The organism is Culturomica massiliensis, assembly GCF_900091655.1.
Taxonomy (GTDB): Bacteria; Bacteroidota; Bacteroidia; order Bacteroidales; family Marinifilaceae; genus Culturomica; species Culturomica massiliensis.
This window is the reverse complement of record NZ_LT594620.1, coordinates 65484-87147: the sequence shown is the minus strand read 5'-3', so window position 1 is coordinate 87147 and position 21664 is coordinate 65484. Positions and strand designations below refer to the sequence as shown.

Annotated in this window: 18 protein-coding genes and 1 pseudogene; 7 read left to right on the top strand and 12 right to left on the bottom strand. The window is 41.5% G+C overall.

Annotated features, from left to right (window positions below; all coding sequences use genetic code 11):
- Positions 1-67: 67 nt before the first annotated feature.
- The 5 genes from BN8908_RS00765 to BN8908_RS00745 form a co-directional block, all read right to left on the bottom strand.
- Positions 68-496 (bottom strand): hypothetical protein, encoded by a 429-nt coding sequence (locus tag BN8908_RS00765; protein ID WP_068688413.1) that lies wholly within the window; start codon positions 494-496, stop codon positions 68-70.
- A gap of 143 nt (positions 497-639) precedes the next feature.
- Complete coding sequence (locus BN8908_RS00760) at positions 640-1068, bottom strand: hypothetical protein (protein ID WP_068688411.1); 429 nt, start codon at positions 1066-1068, stop codon at positions 640-642.
- Positions 1069-1097: 29 nt separating this feature from the next.
- Entirely contained in the window at positions 1098-2291 is a 1194-nt protein-coding gene (locus BN8908_RS00755; protein WP_068688409.1) for a hypothetical protein, read from the bottom strand.
- Positions 2292-2621: 330 nt separating this feature from the next.
- The gene (locus BN8908_RS00750; RefSeq protein ID WP_068688407.1) at positions 2622-4277 is read right to left on the bottom strand and encodes a tetratricopeptide repeat protein; all 1656 of its coding nucleotides are present in this window, start codon (positions 4275-4277) and stop codon (positions 2622-2624) included.
- Between the two features lie 346 nt (positions 4278-4623).
- Complete coding sequence (locus tag BN8908_RS00745) at positions 4624-5469, bottom strand: AraC family transcriptional regulator (protein ID WP_021987016.1); 846 nt, start codon at positions 5467-5469, stop codon at positions 4624-4626.
- Positions 5470-5620: 151 nt separating this feature from the next.
- Here BN8908_RS00745 and BN8908_RS00740 point away from each other — a divergent pair, with 151 nt between their 5' ends.
- The 6 genes from BN8908_RS00740 to BN8908_RS00715 all read left to right on the top strand — a co-directional run bounded on the left by BN8908_RS00740 (position 5621) and on the right by BN8908_RS00715 (position 15757).
- A complete protein-coding gene (locus BN8908_RS00740; protein WP_021987015.1) occupies positions 5621-6733 on the top strand; it encodes an efflux RND transporter periplasmic adaptor subunit in 1113 nt (370 codons plus the stop codon).
- A gap of 9 nt (positions 6734-6742) precedes the next feature.
- Complete coding sequence (locus BN8908_RS00735) at positions 6743-9922, top strand: efflux RND transporter permease subunit (protein ID WP_068688405.1); 3180 nt, start codon at positions 6743-6745, stop codon at positions 9920-9922.
- A 38-nt stretch (positions 9923-9960) separates the two neighbouring features.
- A complete protein-coding gene (locus tag BN8908_RS00730) occupies positions 9961-11328 on the top strand; it encodes a TolC family protein (protein ID WP_068688398.1) in 1368 nt (455 codons plus the stop codon).
- Between the two features lie 4 nt (positions 11329-11332).
- Positions 11333-11911, top strand: coding sequence for a TetR/AcrR family transcriptional regulator (locus BN8908_RS00725; protein WP_068688396.1), 579 nt, complete (start codon positions 11333-11335; stop codon positions 11909-11911).
- A gap of 239 nt (positions 11912-12150) precedes the next feature.
- Positions 12151-12999, top strand: a complete 849-nt coding sequence (locus tag BN8908_RS00720) for a helix-turn-helix transcriptional regulator (protein WP_235837398.1) — start codon at positions 12151-12153, stop codon at positions 12997-12999.
- A gap of 25 nt (positions 13000-13024) precedes the next feature.
- On the top strand, positions 13025-15757 hold the full coding sequence (locus BN8908_RS00715) for a hybrid sensor histidine kinase/response regulator (RefSeq protein ID WP_068688393.1): 2733 nt from the start codon (positions 13025-13027) through the stop codon (positions 15755-15757).
- 506 nt (positions 15758-16263) lie between these two features.
- Here BN8908_RS00715 and BN8908_RS00710 read toward each other — a convergent pair.
- From BN8908_RS00710 to mnmE, 7 genes and pseudogenes are all read right to left on the bottom strand, one after another.
- The gene (locus BN8908_RS00710; protein WP_068688391.1) at positions 16264-16896 is read right to left on the bottom strand and encodes a hypothetical protein; all 633 of its coding nucleotides are present in this window, start codon (positions 16894-16896) and stop codon (positions 16264-16266) included.
- 30 nt (positions 16897-16926) lie between these two features.
- Positions 16927-17865, bottom strand: a complete 939-nt coding sequence (locus BN8908_RS00705; protein WP_068688389.1) for a HipA domain-containing protein — start codon at positions 17863-17865, stop codon at positions 16927-16929.
- Between the two features lie 2 nt (positions 17866-17867).
- Positions 17868-18197 (bottom strand): HipA N-terminal domain-containing protein, encoded by a 330-nt coding sequence (locus tag BN8908_RS00700; RefSeq protein ID WP_068688386.1) that lies wholly within the window; start codon positions 18195-18197, stop codon positions 17868-17870.
- Complete coding sequence (locus tag BN8908_RS00695) at positions 18194-18412, bottom strand: helix-turn-helix transcriptional regulator (protein ID WP_021986457.1); 219 nt, start codon at positions 18410-18412, stop codon at positions 18194-18196. The genes BN8908_RS00700 and BN8908_RS00695 overlap by 4 nt, the downstream gene beginning before the upstream one ends.
- A gap of 42 nt (positions 18413-18454) precedes the next feature.
- Positions 18455-18757: a hypothetical protein gene (locus tag BN8908_RS19110; protein ID WP_068688384.1), complete on the bottom strand. Its 303-nt coding sequence runs from the start codon at positions 18755-18757 to the stop codon at positions 18455-18457.
- Between the two features lie 106 nt (positions 18758-18863).
- Positions 18864-19049, bottom strand: a pseudogene (locus BN8908_RS18385) (N-6 DNA methylase); the annotation flags it as partial.
- Positions 19050-19217: 168 nt separating this feature from the next.
- On the bottom strand, positions 19218-20612 hold the full coding sequence (mnmE, locus tag BN8908_RS00685) for a tRNA uridine-5-carboxymethylaminomethyl(34) synthesis GTPase MnmE (protein WP_068688382.1): 1395 nt from the start codon (positions 20610-20612) through the stop codon (positions 19218-19220).
- 319 nt (positions 20613-20931) lie between these two features.
- On the opposite strand from mnmE, the gene BN8908_RS00680 reads away from it, so the two are divergent.
- Positions 20932-21537 (top strand): DUF4251 domain-containing protein, encoded by a 606-nt coding sequence (locus tag BN8908_RS00680; RefSeq protein WP_021986460.1) that lies wholly within the window; start codon positions 20932-20934, stop codon positions 21535-21537.
- Positions 21538-21664 lie beyond the last annotated feature (127 nt).

Below are 21664 nucleotides of genomic sequence, written 5' to 3'. Positions count from 1 at the left end.
GACCAATCCACTCCCCAACCGTAAATTAATAATCGTAAACACGTTTAGCGTACTACATTCAGAACCGTTATTCTTTCGGTTCCGACCGGATAAGATACACAAACATCCCACCATCATCATTATAGAAAAACAAGGTATCGCCATTTATTTTATACGCCTGGGGACCGAATTCAAAAGAAGGGCCGTCTTTCCAACTGCCCGACATATACTGAAACATCATGATTTTATTGTCTTTCGTATAATAATAATTATTAGTCCATGATTTATAGCGCTCTCCGCTATCTTTTATCTCGTATGTCAAAAAACGACCATCGGATTCGTAAATATCATATCTATGCTCCTTATTGAGCTCGTCATACCGCCCCCACCAACCAATCAGCTCCGGATCGCGGGGCTGAGATTTATAAAATTCGAACAATTCAGCACCCTTATCATCATGACAGGCTGACAGAAAAAGAACAACAACCGATAAAAAAAGCAGATTCTTTATACACATCTTGATTTCAATTTAAATGACACATTCCATTATCTGATTGCTTTCCTCACATAAGTACTCGCGTCCGGGATATAATCCATCTCGGACTCCCCAATCGTAAATTAATAATCGTAAACACGTTTAGCGTACTACATTCAGAACCGTTATTCTTTCGGTTCCGACCGGATACGATACACAAACATCCCGCCATCATCATTATAGAAAAACAAGGTATCGCCATTTATTTTATACGCCTGGGGACCGAATTCAAAAGAAGGGCCGTCTTTCCAACTGCCCGACATATATTGAAACATCATGATTTTATTATCTTTCGTATAATAATAATCATCAGTCCATGATTTATAGTGCTCTCCGCTATCTTTTATCTCGTATGTCAAAAAGCGGCCATCGGACTCGTAAATATTATATGTGTACTCTTTATTGAGCTCGTCATACCTTCCCCACCAACCGATCAGCTCCGGATCGCGGGGCTGTGACTTATAAAATTCGAGCAATTCAGCACCATTATCGTCATGACAGGCTGACAAAAAAAGAACAACAACCAATAAAAAAAGCAGATTCTTTATACACATCTTTGTTTCAATTTAAGTGACACATTCCATTATCTGATTGCTTTCCTCACATAAGTACTCTCGTCCAGGTACAGTCCGCTCGGACTCACCAACGGCGACCACCAGCTCGACACATTGACTCCATACTCCTTTTTAGCGCAATACCAAACCAAAGTCGTACAGGTGAAACGCGAGGGAGCAGCCCATTTCGCTGTGAGGAATTCGCTCCAGTTCACATATTTTCTCCCTTCATAGCCTGCGGCACGGTTAGCCAATCTGGCCGGTTGGGACACCGGTGTTTTTCTTATCACCAACCGGCTCTTAAAGCCTCTCCATTTCCACCTCCAGGACACTTTCCGAATACCCATCACATAAGACTTTACACTCCAATAATCTAATCTTTCACTCATCACTCCCTGCTTAATCTGACACCCCCATGTAAAGTCATCAGATCTTTTAGAGTCCAAAGCCGCACCTTTCTTTATAATTGCCGTATGTCCCACTTTAAACTGGTCGTGGGCGAAATTCAGGAAAACCCAGGGAGCGCCATGCCTCGGCAACGCCAACATAAAATCCCCGACCCGGCCGTATTTTGCCACGGCAGCCCTGACCCTTTCAAAAGGGACTTTCCCTTTATCGGTTATCGATCCTTTTGTCTCCGGCTGCCCGACAGCAGATTCCGACAAAGATTCCATACGTTCCCTGATCTTGGCAAAAAAAGCTTTGTTGTCTTTTACCCGCAGATTTATACCCCTTGTGCCAATGGATTCCTCGCCCAGTACATGGACAATAATTTCATTGTGTTGCCGTATATATTCCTCCACTTCCGGATCGATCCGGATTTTTTCCGTCATTTGAGCCGCTTCGAAAACAGCCCAGTCCGAAAGAAATTCTGCCTGTTCCGCTTCCGGCAATGAAAAAAATGAAATCTGATTTCCATTTTCGCCCCATATTTCCATTTCTTTAAGCTTCTCCCGCAAAGGATTTACTTCTTCTCCGTTCACCACCCGGCTACTGATTACCGGTTTATGGGAATTCGTGGCAAAAACAGCCGTTTGGATAAGGTCACAATAAAGCTTTGCTTCACCGTTCAAGCCCGACAGATCAATATCGGCCAACTCTTTTTCTACAGTACCTTCCGGAATGGCATCCGTGAGACCGATATCCGAATCCTCTTTATTACATCCCCAAAAGGTTATAGTAATAAATATTAAACATACAATTCTAAAAAAATTTCTTTTCATCGTAATTCATTTTAAGTAATCGACAAACATCTATATCCGAATCATTGACAAAATTAGGTTCACCGAACCCTTTTCAGCAAATTTTCTTATGTACAAATCAATTACATCAAAACATTGAATTACAACTATTTAAATATTTATATATATGTACAAATGCAAAACAGACACCTGTTATCTATTTGTTTCTCTCCAAATTTTATAACACAAACAACTCTTCGGGGGACCGAAGAGTTGAGTTTATGAATAAGAACCGAAAAAATCCACCGGGAGTTTCCGGAAATTCAGTTTTACAATTGCTTAAAAGACATCACATCCGAAATCGGTATTCGGCTAAAATCCACGAATAAAATCGTCTAACGTCATTTCTTCTATCCTCATTTTTTCCTTCAGCCTTACTTTTTTCCTCGATATACTTGTTCTGGCAATGTGGTAAACTTCGGATAGCAATGAAATCGGCAATTCCATTTTTATAAGACAGCAAAAACGTATTTCCTCTTCCGTCAACTGCGGATAAACTGCCTTTATCCTCAAAGTGAAACCTTCAAAACAGGCATTCGTATTTTCTATAATAATACTCCACTCCTCCTCCTTCAGATGCATAGCCCCTTGCCTGTTCCGGCTTCTCAAAAGAAACGGAATCGTCATCTCATTCAACCGTTTATAATACTCCACAGTCAGGCTCAAACGTTCCATTTCGGCCTGCTCCTTTCCTTCCCTCTCTTTCAGTAATTTATTCTCTGCTTCTTGTTGCAGCAGCAGTGCCCGCATGATATTTTCCTCTTTCTGCCTGATATTCGCTTTCAGTTTTCTTCTGTGTCTTTCATTTCTGTAACTCAACCAGACCAATAACGACAAAACGAAGAAAACACCCATCAATATCCTGTAAAACGTAATTTTTTTACGGTTGAGTTCGGATTCTTTCAAATCGGCCTTTTCCCGGGCCCGTTGATAAGCCGCTATATTGCTCAGGTTATCGAAAAACAATTCCTTTCGTTCCAGATCCAAAGAATCTCTTTGCGCCACGTACAACTTGAGATATTTCAATGCTCCGCTCCGATCACCGCTTTCTTCCTTCAATCCTGACAAATCGTAATAAGCCGCCATTTGTGTCCGAATGTCCCCACTCACCAGAGAATAACTGAAATAATATTCGGCAGAATCTTTACGACCGAGTTTTAAAAAAGCATCCCCTTTCCGGTTGTAATACCGGTAAACGGCTAAACGATCTGTTGTCAATGCCAAAGCCCGGTCTATGTAATACAGAGCAGAATCCCCCCGATTCACAGACAAATAAGTCTGGCTTAGTTTCGCATAAACGGTTGCCAATCTTTCCTTGTCAGAAACAGGCATAAGCCGGACAGCCTGTTTCAGTACACCCCTGCACAATTCGTAATCGCCCGTGCCGTAATAATATCCGGACATCTCGATCAACGCTTGCCCCAGCAACAGAGAGTCATTCAATAATCCCGCATAATGCAGAGCTTCCAGTTTGGCCCTCTTCTCATCTTCACGCATCATTTTTACATGATACATCCTCCCCATAGAGGAACTTAAGAGATACCTGGTATCGAGATCGTTTTCCACCGCGTATTCCTGCGCCTTCCGGTAATGCACTGCCGCCCGCACCAAAAAGCCTTTCTCTCCAAGTATTTTACCTTTAAAATAATACAACTGAAACAATCTCGACGAATCGATTGCATGCCTGTAATAATCGATCGCCTCTTCGGCAAGGGAATCCAATTCAGTGAACGAATCATATCCGCTATGGTTTTTTATCCGCAAAAGGCCATATAACGCCCGTTCCTTCCGGGTCAAACTCCTGGGATCGATCTTCAGTAATACCGCCCGCGCCTCCATTGGATGATCATTATACATCTTTTCTATCCGGTAAAGTTCCTCTATATAACCGGAATAGAATACATCATAATAAAACAGAAACAATACGATTAATGCGGGCAATAGCAAGGCATACCATCTATATCTCATACAACAGCATTAAGGTTTGGACATCGATTCTCATACTGAACCATCACCCGGAGACAAGGTTGTCCCCGGCTCACAATGGGTAAGTCCCCCCAACTTTTTTTATCAAGCTAAATACAGCCCAACACCCACAATTTGTATCCGGCAGGAATATCAACATTTTACAAATATATGCCAATTTTTTGTCTTTCAAAACAAAATTATTTACATATAAAAATAATCAGTATACATTATTGCTGGAAAAATACTTTTTCTCTTATACATTTTATCAAATTCTTTAAGCCATACGATTTACTTCTCTATGGAATTTTTCAAAAACCGGAAAAGTCACAGGTAAACGGTTTTCTTATTATTTTATAAATTTTTCCCTGTATGCACTGGGCGAGATTCCCATCTGCCGTTTAAAATAGCGTCCCAAATAAGATTGATCGGGGAAATTCAGGCGGTTACTGATTTCCTGAATGGGAAATTCCGTATTTTGAAGCAATACTTTAATCTCCAGCAATACAAATTCATCAATCAGCTTTTTGGCAGATTTACCTGTAATAGCCGTGCAGATATCGGTAAGATATTTGGTCGAAATACAAAGCATATTTGCATAAAAGCCCGCTTCGCGCTCGGAATTACAATAAGAGTGAATCAAAGAAATAAAATGTTTCAATAATTCCTCCTGACGGTTATGGCCTTCCATATCCTGAACAGTAAACCAACGGTAGGTTTTGTCATACAAATCCATCAGCCAGATCTGCAATAAATTTTTAGCAATTTCATAGCGGAAACGGTTATTGAAATCCGCATAAATAGTCGCAGTAGCATTCATTAGTCCCTCGACGGCCTCCCAATGCAAAGACGGAAATACCTTACAGGGATTCTCCTTGATAAAATGGAAAAACCGGGGATTAAACCGAAAGGAAGCCTCCCGGAACATCGCTTCAGAACAGGCAAAATAAGCCATTTGAAAATCTTTACCGGCTGAAATAATATCGATAATATGACTCGGCAATAAAAATATGACCGTATAAGGGACAATATCATATTCGTGCAAATCGACAGTAACACGAGCATTACCTTGCCGGCAAAAAAGAATCACGGCACTCTCTATCTTGCACAATCGGTTGTAAAGCGATGATAAATTGTCACACCCCGTTATAAAAGGCTCTGTAAATGAGGTACGAAAAGGATTGCGCTGCTCCATAAATATTCTGTTTTTTAACAGCAAAATTACATTTTTTCAGATAAATATATAAAATTTACTCCGAAAATGAACAATGTTGCTCGTGTTATGAACGGATGTATTCGTGAACATTCCCGTACTTTTGCGCCGAAATAAATTTTAAGCGTCAAAAATGAACAGAAATGTATGTAAACTGAAACAGATGATCGTTTTCATCTGTTGTGTGATTATGGTGAGCTGTAAAACCGAAAAACCTACAATACAGGAGGCCGGTTATCAGGTAATGACAGTAAAACCGGCTGCACGGACTCTGCTGAATATGTATTCAGCAACAATCCGGGGGAGGCAGGATATTGAAATCTATCCGCAAGTAGGCGGTTTCCTGACTCAATTGTGTGTACAGGAAGGAGAACAAGTGAAAAAAGGCCAAACCTTGTTTATCATAGATCAGGTCGGTTACCGGGCTGCCTTGCAAACTGCCGAAGCCAATGTAGCTGTAGCAGAAGCACAACTGGCTACGGCCCAGCTTACCTATGCCAGCAAACAGGAATTGTTCAAACAAAACGTAGTATCGGAATTCGATTTGAGTACGGCCAAGAATGCCTTACTGGCAGCAGAAGCACAACTGGCTCAAATGAAAGCCCAGGAAGTAAATGCCCGCAACAACCTCTCTTATACGGTAGTAAAAAGTCCGGTAGACGGCGTAGTAGGAACTTTGCCTTACCGGGTAGGGACACTGGTCGGTTCGGCAATGTCCGAACCTTTGACAACCGTTTCCGATAATTCGGATATGTATGTCTATTTTTCAATGACTGAAAATCAATTGCTGAATCTGATACGGCAATACGGTTCTAAAGAAGAGGCTTTGAAAAATATGCCTGAAATCAATTTGCAATTAAACGATAAATCCGCTTACTCTGAAAAAGGAAAAATCGAATCCATCAGCGGAGTCATCAACCGTACCACCGGCACCGTAAGCCTGCGTGCCATATTTCCGAATCCGGACGAATTATTACACAGCGGCGGGACCGGTAATGTAATGATACCCTCGGAACAAAACGGTTGTATCGTTATTCCTCAGGCTGCGGCTTTTGAAATTCAGGACAAATCGTTTGTATACAAAGTTGTAGACGGAAAAGCCCAATCGACACCTGTCCGTGTAACCCGTGTAAACGGAGGTAAAGAATATATCGTCACGGAAGGCCTCGGCGAAGGCGACATAATCGTAACAGAAGGCGTTGGACTACTGCGTGAAGGAACCCCGATTAAAGCAAAACAAAATTAAAAACAAAAAATGAACATCAGAACTTTTATAGAACGCCCCATTTTGTCGGCGGTCATTTCTATCGCTATAATTGTCGTGGGTATTATCGGGCTGTTTACTCTGCCCGTCGAACAATACCCGGATATCGCACCTCCCACAATACAGGTAAGTACAACCTACTACGGCGCCAGTGCGGAAACCCTGCAAAAAAGTGTCATCGCTCCCCTGGAAGAAGCCATCAACGGTGTGGAAAACATGACTTATATGACGTCTACAGCCTCGAATGCCGGTACGGTAACCATTACCGTTTATTTTAAACAGGGAACGGACCCGGACATGGCAGCCGTAAACGTACAAAACCGGGTATCGAAGGCAACCGGACAATTACCGGCAGAAGTAACCCAGGTAGGCGTTACGACTTCCAAGCGCCAGACCAGTATCTTGCAGATGTTTTCCCTGCATAGCCCGGAAGATGCGTACGATGAAAACTTTCTGTCCAATTACATCAATATCAATCTGAAACCCTCAATCCTTCGTATTGCAGGCGTCGGCGATATGATGATTATGGGAGGCAGCTACAGTATGCGGGTATGGATGAAGCCCGATGTAATGGCACAGTACAAACTGATTCCTTCCGATATCACCCTGGTTTTAGCCGAACAAAACATCGAATCGGCAACCGGTTCGTTCGGGGAAAATTCCGACGAAACCTATCAATACACTATGAAATACAAAGGACGCCTGATAACCCCCGAAGAATTCGGTGAAATCATCATCCGTTCTACGGAAGAAGGTGAAATTCTCAAACTGAAAGACATAGCGGACATCGAACTCGGACAGGACTCCTATGCTTATAAAGGGGGATTGGACGGACATAGCGGTATCTCGTGTATGATATTCCAAACCGCCGGTTCGAATGCAACGGAAGTAAACCAAAATATAGACCGATTTCTGGAAGAAGCCCGGAAAGATTTGCCCCAGGGCGTGGAACTGACACAAATGATGAGTTCCAATGACTTTTTGTTTGCCTCTATCCACGAAGTCGTAAAAACTTTACTGGAAGCAATCTTGCTGGTCATTCTGGTCGTATATGTCTTTCTGCAGGACCTCCGTTCTACACTCGTTCCTCTGGTGGGTATCATTGTTTCATTGATCGGTACCTTCGCTTTTATGTCCATAGCAGAATTCAGTATCAACCTGATTACTTTATTTGCATTAGTATTGGTAATCGGCACCGTCGTAGACGACGCCATTGTAGTGGTAGAAGCCGTACAGGAACGATTTGACGTAGGCTATCGTTCTCCTTATATGGCCAGTATCGACGCCATGAAAGGAATCAGCTCGGCTATATTTTCTTCTTCCCTGGTATTTATGGCCGTATTCATTCCGGTTTCTTTTATGAGCGGTACATCCGGTACCTTCTACACCCAGTTCGGATTGACAATGGCCGTTGCCGTAGGTATATCCGCACTGAATGCCTTAACACTGAGTCCTGCCTTGTGTGCCCTGCTGCTACGACCTTATATGGATGAGAACGGGAACCAGAAAAATAACTTCGCAGCCCGTTTCCGGAAAGCATTCAATGTAGCTTTCAGTACCATCATCGAAAAATACAAACGGGGAGTACTGTTTTTCATCCGCCGTCGCTGGCTGGCAGTTTCATTGCTGATAGGTTCGGTGGTCGTGCTTGTCATCCTGATGAATACCACTAAAACCGGACTTGTACCCGATGAAGACCAAGGGGTAGTGTTCGTCAATGTCAGTTCAGCGGCCGGTAGCTCACTGAAAACAACCAACGACATTATGATCCGAATTGAAGAACGGGTGAAAGATATTCCACAGGTGAAACATGTACAGAAAGTAGCCGGCTACGGCCTACTTGCCGGTCAGGGAAATTCCTTCGGTATGCTGATTCTGAAATTGAAACACTGGGACGAACGCCCCGACAAAGAAGATAACGTACAGGCGGTGATCAGACAAGTATACGGCCGTACAGCCGACATCAAAGACGCCAGTGTCTTTGCCATATCTCCGGGTATGATTCCGGGATACGGCATGGGGAATGCCCTGGAACTACATATGCAGGACAAAATGGGAGGAGACATCAATACATTTTTCACCACAACCCAGCAATATTTAGGAGCTTTGAACCAATGCCCGGAAATCGCTATGGCCTATTCGACCTTCGATATCCGCTATCCGCAATGGACAGTGGAAATTGATGCCTCCAAATGCAAACGAGCCGGGATTACACCGGATGCAGTACTTGGTACGCTATCGGGATATTACGGCGGACAATATGTATCGGACTTCAACCGTTTCTCAAAAGTGTACCGGGTTATGATCCAGGCCGATCCGAAATATCGTCTGGATGAAGCATCTCTTAACAATACTTTCGTTCGGATGTCCAATGGAGAAATGGCTCCCTTGAGCCAGTTTGTCATGTTGAACCGGAGCTACGGAGCCGAAACATTAAGCCGCTTCAATATGTACAATTCCATTGCCGTAAATGCAATGCCGGCAGATGGCTACAGTACCGGCGACGCTATACGTGCTGTAAAAGAAACAGCCGAACAGGCTTTGCCGAAAGGGTTCGGTTATGATTTCGGGGGTATTACCCGGGAAGAAAATCAGCAGACAAACACCACCGTTATCATCTTTGCCATCTGTATTCTGATGATCTATTTGATTTTGTGCGGCCTCTATGAAAGTTTTCTGATTCCGTTTGCGGTTATTCTGAGTGTGCCTTTCGGATTGATGGGGAGTTTCCTTTTTGCTAAAACCATCGGACTGGAAAATAATATCTATTTACAAACCGGATTAATCATGTTAATCGGCTTACTGGCCAAAACAGCGATTCTACTGACGGAATATGCTTCCGAACGCCGGGCTGCCGGCATGGGCATAATTGCCGCCGCTGTCAGTGCGGCCAAGGCCCGTTTGCGCCCGATCCTGATGACGGCACTAACCATGATATTCGGTCTGCTACCCCTGATGTTCTCTACCGGTGTTGGCGCTAACGGTAACAGTTCATTAGGTACCGGAGCAGTCGGCGGTATGGTAATCGGCACATTGGCCTTATTGTTTATTGTACCGACTCTATTCGTCATTTTCCAGTTTATCGAGGAAAAATTCCGTCCCATCCAGACCACAACAACCCGGGACTGGCAAATCCAAGCTGAAATAGAAGAAAACCAAATCGAGAAATAGTACTTTTCAATACATGTACTAAATTAACACGAAACGAAATGAAGAAAATAATAATATCATTGACAACTGCCATTCTAGTGAGCAGTTGCGGCATTTATTCCAAATATAAGCCTGTCAGTGAAGTGCCGGACAACCTGTACGGCTTGACCGACAGTACCGCAACCGCCGACACCAATAGCCTGGGCAATCTCAGTTGGCAGGAAGTATTTACCGATCCGCAGTTACAGGTTTTAATCACTACCGGGCTACAAAACAATACCGATCTGCAAACAGCTCATTTAAAAATAAAAGAAGCAGAAGCTTCTTTACTGTCCGCACGCTTATCCTATTTGCCGTCATTTGCTCTGGCACCGGAAGGCAGTGTGAGTAGCTTTAACCACGGTAAAGCAACAAAAACGTATACATTACCAGTGGCAGCCAGTTGGGAAATAGATGTTTTCGGCCGGTTGACCAATACCAAGCGCCGGAGTAAAGCAGCTTACCTACAAAGCAAAGAATATGCCCGGGCTGTACAAACTCAATTGATCGCAAATATAGCAAACAGCTATTACACCTTGTTGATGCTGGATGCCCAATATGAAATAACTCAGGCGACGGAAGCCAATTGGAAAGAAAGTGTCGGAGCGACACGAGCCATGAAAAAAGCCGGGATGGTAACGGAAGCCGGCCTGGCTCAAACCGAAGCGACCTATTATCAGATCCATACGACGTTACTGGATCTTCGGGAACAGATCAATCAAGTAGAAAATGCTTTGTCCCTATTACTGGCAGCTCCCCCCCAAAGGATTCGGCGCGGTCGCCTGGCAGACCAGCAATTACCTGAAAGCTTTTCGTTAGGCATCCCTTTACAATTGCTTTCCAACCGTCCGGATGTGAAAAGTGCGGAATTATCTTTGGCCCAGGCTCTTTATACCACTAATACAGCCCGGTCGGCCTTCTATCCGTCGATCGTTCTGAACGGAAGTGCAGGCTGGACAAACAATGCCGGAACCCTGTTAACCAATCCGGGCAAACTGATTGCAACGGCAGTAGGATCATTGACAGCTCCCCTATTCAACCGAGGACAGAATATTGCGCAGTTACGCATTGCCAAAGCCCAACAGGAAGAAGCCGGACTCGCATTCACACAAACCCTGTTAAATGCAGGAAGTGAGGTGAACGACGCACTCATGCAATACCAAACAGCCATAGAGAAAACGACCTGGTATGCCCAACAGGTATCGGCTTTGGAAACAGCGGTAAAAAGTACCCGATTACTGATGAAACACGGCAATACGACTTATCTGGAAGTATTGACGGCCCAGCAAACTTTATTGAGTGCCCAATTGAATCAAGTGTCGAACCGATTTACTGAAATACAAGGTATCATTAATCTTTATCGGGCTTTAGGAGGAGGCCGAAGCTAAAGCAATGACATCTCAGATAAGAGAAAAAATCCTCAAAGCGGCTTTACAATCAATCACCCGGAACGGCATTCGTGCCTTCCGGGTAGAAGATTTAACCCATCATCTGAAAATTTCAAAAAAGACAATTTATCAATTATTTCCGAGCAGAATTGATCTGGTAAAAAAATGTATCGAAAAAATAAATGAACCGGTTCGGAATAAGATTTCTCTTTGCCTGAATGCTCACAAAGATAATCCGATGCTACAAATACTGAACTACACAAAATCTTTCGTTGACGGACTATACGAACCGGAAGAAATTTTCTGGCAAGAGCTGCAAAAATCAAATGAATTCCGGTATCTGTTCGAAACCGTCCGACAAGAATGGCTGACAGGGGGAGAAAAAATTTTAAATGCATGTAAAAATAAAGGTTATATCTGCTCCGATACGAATATACAGTATACAAACAGGCGTTTACAGACAAGTCTGTTCGAAGCCCGTCTGAATAATGAACCGTATTCCGGCCAGGTTCTCTTTTACAACATTTTCTTTCGGGGCATCGCAACCGAAACAGGACGTTTATGGCTCGAAAACAATGTATAAACCGGCCTTCCTCACTCCTTCCATACCGCAGATAAAAACCGGATATCGGTCTTTCTCCCTCAAAACCGGAAATCCGCCTATTTATCTCCGCATCCGGAAAAACGTTCTTTCAGGTAATAATAAATCGATATCCCGGATTTTCTAAAAACACATAAAATTCTGGCACTAAAACTTGTTATTTACGTTCAATTTCTATACTAAATGGATAATAAAATACGAATGCAGTAATTTTGTATAGCATGTTGACAATAATGAGTGATAATTTCCATATATATACCGATATTTCATTTCTTCCGGCAAACGAGCATGAAGCTTATTTAAAAGAAGGATTTAGTGGACTTTGTACAGGAGGCTCTGCCGTCATTGAAGTATTTTCAATCTGTCACCGAATATCCCCGAACGATCTTATAACCATTCTGCCTTCACAACTGGTAGCCATCCGTGAAATCAGCAAGGACTTTTCCATGACTTTTTTCAAAGTCAGTAAAACCATGTTTCTCGATATCATGAGCAGTTTAGGAAAAATAACTCCTGATTTTTTCTTTTATATGCGGAAGAATTTCCATATTCATCTAAATGACAGAGATGCCCAAAGATTCCTTGGTTTTTGCCGGGTAATCGATTATAGGGAAAGCAACGATGATTCCATTTTCTACCGGGAGACGATTTTGCATTTGTTACGAATTTATTATTGGGATTTTTATACGCATTTTCAGAAAAAAATAAGTCTCAAAAAAGATATCCCTTTAAATTCCAAAAAAGAAAAAATAGCCTTTAAATTCGCTATGTTGGTTTTCGAACATCACAAAACCCACAGGGAAATTGCTTTTTACGCCGACAAATTGTGTATATCGCCTCTATATCTGACTAAAGTCATACAAGAAATAAATGGTCAATCCGCCCGGGAAATAATCGCAGACTATATTATCGTCGAAATAAAAAAGCTTTTACGGGATACAAACCTTGAAATAAAAGATGTGGTTCGCCAGACCGGATTTTCCAATCAATCCTCCATGAGCCGTTTTTTCCGTCAACATACGGGTATGTCTCCTTCAGAATATCGGCGCACAATCCACATCATGCGCTAAACTGCCATGTGTAAAAAAGTATAAAATGAAACAACATAAAACTGCCTCTCCCGAAAACGACAAAATGTCTTTTGAAAAGGAAATGTCCGAATTACTGCATAAGCAAATCCTGTTCACAGAGAGTGTATACACCCGTTTGCCGATAGGCATCGAAATCTATGATGCAAAAGGTATTTTGCGGAGCATAAACGACTATGCACTGCATATGTACGGCGTCGACGACCGCAGGACGGTAATAGATAAAGTCAATCTTTTCGACAGTCCTTATGTCGATGAAGCACTTGAAGCAAAGATAAAATCCGGAGAGGATATCGTTTTGGAATTTGAATACGATTTTGACCGCATAAAAAAAGAGTATTTCTTGACCAACAATCAGAATACCATGATTTATGAAGTCAGAATCGTTTCCATACGCAATCAAAAAGAGGATATTGTCGGACACATGCTGTTTGCCAACGACGTAACCGGCAAAAAAGAAACAGAATACCGCACGGAAGAAAACAAGAAAAACCTGGAAATGGCCATGGAAGCGGCCAGCATGTCTTCCTGGGTATACGATGTGCGTAAACAAATATTCGGTTCGTTACATGGAAATCCTATCTTCAGAAACGGCATGACACTGGAAGAATTACAGCAAATGCTGCATCCGCAGGACCGTACCCCGATGACAGAACTTTTCACCCGACTGATAAATAAAGATATACAACAGGGTCAGATAACCGTACGCGCCTTCAATGAAGAGGAAGGACAGTATCGCCATTATGAAAGTAGAATGCGTTTATCCACAGAACATATGGGTAAATTACAGATTGTCGGCACCCAACTGGACGTCACCGAAAAAATACAAATGGCCAAAAAAGCCCAGGATTTGATCATAAAACGTGAACTGGCAATGAATGTCAGTGATATTGTCCATTGGGATTTCGACATACGAATCCGGAAATTCGAATCTTATAACGATCCGGTAAATGATTATGCCCCTGATAAACTGGTAACGGTGACAGAATATCTGGATGCAATACATCCCGAAGACCAATCGGTAGTCAACGATGCCATACAATCCATGTTGTCAGGCAAAAAACTCAACGTCAATTTCACCTGCCGCATACAAACGAAATACGACGACTCCTGGCAATATTGTAACGTCACAGGTGTTCCCTTCGAGTATGACGAAAATGGCGAAGTCATACGATTTACAGGTTTCCGGCAAAACATATCCAAACTTCACCAGCTAAACGAAGAACTTAAAGAGCGGAACTATAAAATGGAACTCATGTTCAAAACAGTCGGAATGTCTCACTGGGATTTCGATGTCGAGAGTAAACAGTTCCGGGCATTTAACGATCCGGTAAATGATTTCCATCCCCAAAAGGCTATTATGCCGGAAGATTACCTGAAATTCTCTCATCCCGAGGATACCGAGCATGTACGCGAAAAGATAGACAACATGCTTCAAAGAACGAACAAAGAGTTCAGTTTTCAATACCGTTCCAGAACAAAATGGGATCAAGAATGGCAAACTCTTATTGTTACCGGTATTCCCGTTGAAAAGAACAAGAAAGGACATGTCATTCGTTACACCGGTATCACGATCAACAATACAAAATGGGAAAAGATGGCTCAAGAATTAAAGGAAATGAAAAACAAAGCCGAACTTTCCGACCGACTCAAATCCGCATTTTTAGCCAATATGAGCCATGAGATACGTACACCGCTAAACGCCATCGTCGGGTTTTCCGAACTAATGGTCAATTGTGACGACCCGGCCGAAAAAGAAGAGTACTGGAACATCATCGACTCCAACAACGAATTATTGCTGCGATTGATAAACGATATTTTGGACCTCTCCAAAATCGAATCCGGCATCCTCGATCGCAAACGGGAAAAATTCAAGCCGGCTCAAGTATGCAGCGAATTATACACCATGATCCAACCGAAAGTCACAAACCCCAATGTCGAATTCCGTCTCGACAATTCTTATCCGGACTGTTGGATTTTTCTGGATCGTAACCGACTCAAACAAGTATGGATGAATTTCCTCACCAATGCGGTAAAATGTACAAAATCCGGATACATAAAAATGGGATATTCCATCGAAAAAGGAGGTATCCGGATTTATGTCGAAGACACAGGAGCAGGCATTCAGAAACAATTACAGGACAGGGTATTCGGACGGTTTCAAAAACTCAATGAATTTGCCCAGGGAACCGGACTCGGCCTGGCAATCTCCAAAGCAATTGTCGAAGCCGCAGGAGGAGAAGTCGGCTTCACTTCCGAGCCGGGGGTCGGATCGACATTCTGGGCATGGGTACCTTGTGAAATATCTATACTGGGACAGATCGATCAGGTCGTTCAACCTCAAACGAAATCACAATTTGTACAAAATGAAAACCCGGAAGAAAAAATAAAAATTCTAATTGCGGAAGATAATGACAGCAATTATTCACTGGTATTTCATATTCTCAAAGATTATGATCTTACCCGGGTTGAGAATGGCGTCGAAGCTATCGAAAAAATCCGTTACGAAAAATTCAATCTCGTTCTCATGGATCTGAAAATGCCGATCATGGGAGGTTTGGAAGCAACAAGAAAAATTCGGGAATTTAACACCGAAATACCGATCATTGCACTCACAGCCAACGCTTTCGACTCAGATCGCAGCAACGCTATCGAGGCAGGATGTAATGATTTCCTGGCAAAACCGGTGAAAAAGAAGCAATTACTCGAGCTGCTTTCAAAAACACAGTTGACAAAATAAAATGACAATAATATAGCAGCATTTTAAAACGGTTCACCAAATATCAATGTATTCAAAACATCTGACTCTGTACATTCAGATTTTTCCGACTGAACATACTATTGGCTGAAAAAGCTATGAGATTGGAATAAACCTCGATTTTACCAAAGGATATAAAAAAGTTACAATAATTTTTTAATTTCAGCATTTTAATGAAATACAAAATAAATATAAGCAATCCTCACTTGCCGATGCAGTGCATATATATTTCTAATTATCAATACCTTATATTTCAAGCAATACAAAGTGCTTTTTTACAAATAGACAGATTTCTACGATAAGTTTTTTATTTGATTATTATATGGTTACACGTACGTGTTGTACCGCAATTTTTAGTATTTTTTTGTAAGCCGTAAAATCAAACTGAAGAAATTGATTTTATGGCTGTTACCATACTTAAGCTACAAAATGGTTTGCAGGAACAAAGACAAGAAAAATGATTAAAAAGTGCTATCATAGCACAAACTTCACACCGGCTTAGCTTGTACAATTTGTGCAATATCTTCTAAATTCCCGATTTTTAAACTATATGGGATGTTAATATTGCACTCAAAACAAAAACGAAATTCTTTTTGATTGGCATATGACTCTCTTTTATCAAACGGACCTAATTCTTTTAAAACAATATCTTTTTCTGGATAATAATTTACTGGCCTACACTCCATACTCCACTGATTATTAATAGCTTGTTTAATACGTTTGATAAACTCATTGTGATCATATATTATAACCAATGTATCATAGCCAGATCCGATTTTATTTAATTCATCTGGATGTTTGAGCTTCAGTGTTTCTCTTGTTTTTATAAAATCAATCATCACCATACTATAAATTAAAAAGTCACAACAATCATGCTCTACATAAGTAATTTTTGAGCTTTCAGATAAAGGAATTTCTCTACCATCTTTTAATTGAATCTTAATAGAAGGATTTTTGGGAGAGACATACGAAGTCACATTTTCATACTTATCTCCAATTCCATTCACTGAGTCCATTTTTGCAAAGTCAGACATTGGACGAAGATATAACTCCCCATCTTTTATAAGCTTTGCCATATACTGATACTCTCCAAGCTTTGCCAAAAGTGTAATTTCTTCCATTACTACTCTGTTTTTATATATTATAAGTTATTATTTCAAAACGTCTAACTTATCTGCTATAATATGTTTATATCGTTCTTTCATTTCATCAGGTAAAAACGATATATCGATAAACTCGAACCACTTGTCGGCAACCCTTTCAAATTTAACAAATAAATTATCTATAATCTTCTTCTCTAAGCCGCTACTATTCATTGCAACCTCAAAATCAGAACGCTTTATTTTACGTTTCTTGCCATTGAGCATTAAGGCAAGTTCCTCTGTATCTTCGGGCATAACAAGAAATGTGGATATCATATCATATGCCGGAGTGAGCGCATAAGAGCCTTTTCGCAAACTGTAAAGCGAAAAGTTCTTCAAATGCATATCAGCATTGCCTGTAATCCACGAGAACAGAAGCTGTTCCCAAAAGTTCACCACATCGAGTTTGGGTGTAGCGGAGTGTTGTGTAATAATTTTGACTATCTGCTCATAAGAACCTTTGTATTTGTATTCTGTTAAGCGTTCCGATAACTGACACATATCTTCCATTGCCAGCTTCGCACCGTTTGCAGTTCTATCTATGCGTTTAGTGATATAGGCTAATTCTCCATCTTCAAAGCGTATAAGCGAATGAGGAACAACCTTTATTTTAGCTAATTCGGCTAGGTGCATTGTCAAATCCTCGACTTCAGAAAGATGATCAAATTGCTCTGTTTGAGGTTTTAGGATATAACGCCCCCATAATCCTACGATAGTAAACCGTTGTGGTTCTCCTTTTATTTTTTCTATATCGAGAGAGAGTTTTGCTTGTACTCCGGTTAGTGTAGTTTGAGAACGTACCACTTTTTCGGCTAATGATTCAATTTCATCTTTTGCGTATAGTAGAAGCGGAATATCGGTACTACCAAATATCTTTTTGGCACAACGAGGATGAAAGTCTTTTTCTCCATCAGTCAACTCCTGATAACAATATAGACATCTTTTCATAGCTATGCCTCTTCATTTAGTATAGGTTCAACACTCACCGCCCCTATGCAATCTTTGCAGCAGGCAAGCAGCAGCGACATTCTATCACGGCGATTGATTTTCCAACTCTTTTCCGCAATATCTAAGAGCCATCCTTCAGGTATCAATCCGTCAAAAAACGGAAAAAGTATCTTTTCCATGTATGGTTTACTTCTCAAAGGCAGAGTGAGGCTGATAGCTTCGGCTACATTTGATTGAAGATAATCAGCATCATACTGAAAAGTATAACCGTCCTCATCTTCGGTCAGAACCCCCGCAAAGAGGTTGTGGTTGTATATATTGGCTTGTCTCATTGATTTGTAGTTTTATCCATAGGAACAACCCCCACTTTTACTCCGAAGAGATTTAATACTTGATTTACTTTGTCAAGGCGTAAGGTCTCCTTGCCTTGCTCTAATTCTCGCACAAATCGTAACCCGACTCCCGATTTCTCCGAGAGTTCCACTTGTGTCAAACCGTGCTCTTTACGCATCGACTTTACATATTCAGATAAAGAAGCTGTATTCATATTATACCCTTTTGGGTACAAATATAATGTAAATAACCCAAATTATAACCTTTCGGGTATAAAACCATATATTTTAACAAACAATACACCCGATAAGGTATAATAGAGGTGCATATTACAGAATCGAAACATATCCTGTAAACATTCACGGAAGCCTATAAAAAACAAATAAGACAGAGCCCTTTCCATCTCTGCCTTATTACGTTTGCGGTCATAAACCTTTTTTGACTTGTACACCCCTGCAATACTTACGAGGCGTGTGTGATTTTCAACTTCTGCCAAGCGAGAGGCTCTTCCGTTGGCTTTGATATAATCACGCTGAGTAAATGTTTTTATCCTCGTCATTACATCTATTAGTTTGCAACAAAGATAGCGATCTATTTTATATGCTTGATGTAATTACTATGTAATAACTACTTTAGAGCTTTTACCATCTGATCTATACACTTCTTTTTTTACTCCATGTCGGATTGACAATCTTCTCGATATGTTCCGGCAAAAGCTTGTTTTGTTTTTTTACTTTTTCAAACTCTTTTGATGCATCAATACACAAAATATCATCTCCCTCCTTACGACACTTTTTTAACACCAAAATACAGGTTAGTCCCGTATGAATATTATCTGTAATTGTGATAAGTTTTAGTGATATTTATGAAATTTGTCTACTTACCGCATCATAGAATTTAAGATAATGATTTATTATTCCACCAAACACATAATGCTGATAATCAGTACTATAAAAACATATTGCTTCTTCTTTTAATTCCTAACACCGACTCTATAATCTATTGATATTTACAGTGTATTACTTCCCGATGCAGAAATGTTTAAAGATATTACCGAGGACTTCGTCGGTGGTGATTTCGCCGGTGATTTCGCCGAGGTAGTGGAGGCATTCGCGGATGTCCTGGGAGATGAATTCGCCGCTTAAACCCGAATCGAGGCCGGCAATGGCCCGGATAACGGCATCCCGCGCATGGGAAAGCGCTTCATAATGGCGAATATTGCTGACAATCACGTCTCCCGTGTGGAGTGCATGCGTATTTACGGTATTCACCAATTCGTCGGTAAGCTGTTCCAGGTTCGCGCCTGTTTTAGCTGAAATGGCAATGATTTTCTCGCCGGAGGTCAGTAATTTGATCGTTTCGAGAGTGGTCAATATATCCTGGGCTTTATCTGTTTTATTCAACACAATCAGTAATTCGGCTTCCGGAGAAATCTTTTCCTTTACCTGACTGTAATAACTTTCAAAACAATCCGCCCCACGGCTCAAATCCGTCAATAACAAAACAACACTGGCCTCCCCTATTTTGGCAAACGTACGCTCGATTCCGATATTCTCCACAATATCATCCGTATGGCGTATACCCGCCGTATCGATAAAACGGAAAGCTATTCCCTGCAAATTGATCGTGTCTTCGATAGTATCCCGCGTTGTTCCGGCGACATCCGATACAATCGCCTTGTCTTCTTTTAACAAAGTATTGAGCAAGGTACTTTTCCCCACATTGGTATTCCCGACAATCGCCACGGGGACCCCGTTTTTAATCACATTACCCAAAGAGAACGAACGGCACAATCGAGTCAATAGCTTTTCGATATTTCCGGCGATACGGCGTAATTCCGAACGGTCGGCAAATTCCACATCCTCTTCCGAAAAATCCAGTTCCAGTTCCAATAAAGAAGTGATATGCAGTAATTCGGCCCGCAATTTTATCAATTCTGCCGAAAAACCGCCTTTCATTTGCCGGAGAGCCATTTTATGCGCAGCCGAAGAAGAAGAAGCGATCAGGTCGGCTACCGCCTCCGCCTGTGAAAGATCCATTTTCCCATTCAGGAAAGCCCGCTGGGTAAATTCACCGGGAGCCGCAAGGCGTGCCCCTTTATTTACTAACAATTGCAATATACGCTGTTGAATATAAACAGAACCGTGACAGGAAATCTCTACGGAGTCTTCTCCCGTAAAAGAATGCGGAGCGCGAAATACCGCAACCAGTACTTCATCGATGACATCTTCCCCCTCCTGCAATTGTCCGAAATGTACGGTGTTAGGCAAACAATCCGCCAACTTTTTCCCCGAGGGAGAAATAAAAACCTCATCTGCCAAAGCAAAACACCCCTTTCCGGACAGACGTACAACGGCAATAGCTCCGGTACCCGGAGCCGTAGAAATAGCACAAATTACTGCTTCATCCAACATAACGCTCTTTTCCGCAAATTTACATCTTTCGTCGTAAAAGAAAAAATCGAATCGGCCGATTCGCCGGATAATTCACTTTTTTAATTTTAAACTTTTTTAAATAATCCGCCCAAACACATGGCTCATTTTTTGCGTATATGTGCATAAATTAAGTTCATTGACCTATTTAATACTTTTCGTAGCCTCTTTAAACAAAGGTTATTGAAGCCTTTAAACAGGTCCTCACGACTTAAATTACTCAATAGTTGGGAAGATATCCTACCGAACAGTGGCCGAGGATATACAATAATACATTAATAAACCAAATAAACTACTTACCATGAAAAAAGTAATTATTCTTCTATTGATGGGACTATTTTTATTCCCTGCAATGGAATTGCTTGCTCAACAACAAGTACAGTCTCAAACACAAATTCAAGAACTGACGAAAAAACAGATTCGTAAAATGAAACGTGACCAAAGACGTCACGCCCGCCAGGTTGCCAACATGGATGCTTTCAATGCTGCTGTAGGCGCAATAAAAGACAACAACTGGGTATTGATGGCCAATACTTTGTACGGCAGACGCGGAAATGCAATTCCGGTATCCGACAATACCAATTTTATCCAATTCAAGGACAATACGGTATACGTACAGTTGGCTTTCAACGGAATCGCCGGACCGAATGGTTTGGGAGGTATCACCGTACAAGGCAGTCCGTCACAAATCAAAAGCTCAACGGACAAGTACGGTAACATCACCTATTCTTTCTATGTCAACGGAACGGCTTTGACTGCACAGATCGTTATCAACTTAAGTTATGGTGATAATTATGCACAGGCTACTGTCTATCCGATGATGAACAACAATAACCTGACATTCTCCGGTATATTGGTTCCGACATCACAGTCCAGTATTTTCAGAAGCGGCTTTATCAGCTATTGATAAGTCATTCCTCGATTTGTTTTCAAAGACCCGTTACCGGGTCTTTTTTTTATTTACCACCTTTTGCGGCACCTTATCATTCGCCTTTACCTCACCTTTTTTTCTTTTCTCTATCCCCCCAAGACAT

What these genes read in the sequence shown, in the direction of transcription:
- BN8908_RS00720 (WP_235837398.1), top strand. Translation starts at nt 12,151, where the DNA reads ATGTTGACAATAATGAGTGATAATTTCCATATATATACCGATATTTCA.
- BN8908_RS00705 (WP_068688389.1), bottom strand. Translation starts at nt 17,865, where the DNA reads ATGAAAAGATGTCTATATTGTTATCAGGAGTTGACTGATGGAGAAAAA.
- BN8908_RS00725 (WP_068688396.1), top strand. Translation starts at nt 11,333, where the DNA reads ATGACATCTCAGATAAGAGAAAAAATCCTCAAAGCGGCTTTACAATCA.
- BN8908_RS00680 (WP_021986460.1), top strand. Translation starts at nt 20,932, where the DNA reads ATGAAAAAAGTAATTATTCTTCTATTGATGGGACTATTTTTATTCCCT.
- BN8908_RS19110 (WP_068688384.1), bottom strand. Translation starts at nt 18,757, where the DNA reads ATGACGAGGATAAAAACATTTACTCAGCGTGATTATATCAAAGCCAAC.
- BN8908_RS00745 (WP_021987016.1), bottom strand. Translation starts at nt 5,469, where the DNA reads ATGGAGCAGCGCAATCCTTTTCGTACCTCATTTACAGAGCCTTTTATA.
- BN8908_RS00755 (WP_068688409.1), bottom strand. Translation starts at nt 2,291, where the DNA reads ATGAAAAGAAATTTTTTTAGAATTGTATGTTTAATATTTATTACTATA.
- BN8908_RS00760 (WP_068688411.1), bottom strand. Translation starts at nt 1,068, where the DNA reads ATGTGTATAAAGAATCTGCTTTTTTTATTGGTTGTTGTTCTTTTTTTG.
- mnmE (WP_068688382.1), bottom strand. Translation starts at nt 20,612, where the DNA reads ATGTTGGATGAAGCAGTAATTTGTGCTATTTCTACGGCTCCGGGTACC.
- BN8908_RS00740 (WP_021987015.1), top strand. Translation starts at nt 5,621, where the DNA reads ATGAACAGAAATGTATGTAAACTGAAACAGATGATCGTTTTCATCTGT.
- BN8908_RS00765 (WP_068688413.1), bottom strand. Translation starts at nt 496, where the DNA reads ATGTGTATAAAGAATCTGCTTTTTTTATCGGTTGTTGTTCTTTTTCTG.
- BN8908_RS00715 (WP_068688393.1), top strand. Translation starts at nt 13,025, where the DNA reads ATGAAACAACATAAAACTGCCTCTCCCGAAAACGACAAAATGTCTTTT.
- BN8908_RS00730 (WP_068688398.1), top strand. Translation starts at nt 9,961, where the DNA reads ATGAAGAAAATAATAATATCATTGACAACTGCCATTCTAGTGAGCAGT.
- BN8908_RS00700 (WP_068688386.1), bottom strand. Translation starts at nt 18,197, where the DNA reads ATGAGACAAGCCAATATATACAACCACAACCTCTTTGCGGGGGTTCTG.
- BN8908_RS00735 (WP_068688405.1), top strand. Translation starts at nt 6,743, where the DNA reads ATGAACATCAGAACTTTTATAGAACGCCCCATTTTGTCGGCGGTCATT.
- BN8908_RS00710 (WP_068688391.1), bottom strand. Translation starts at nt 16,896, where the DNA reads ATGGAAGAAATTACACTTTTGGCAAAGCTTGGAGAGTATCAGTATATG.
- BN8908_RS00750 (WP_068688407.1), bottom strand. Translation starts at nt 4,277, where the DNA reads ATGAGATATAGATGGTATGCCTTGCTATTGCCCGCATTAATCGTATTG.
- BN8908_RS00695 (WP_021986457.1), bottom strand. Translation starts at nt 18,412, where the DNA reads ATGAATACAGCTTCTTTATCTGAATATGTAAAGTCGATGCGTAAAGAG.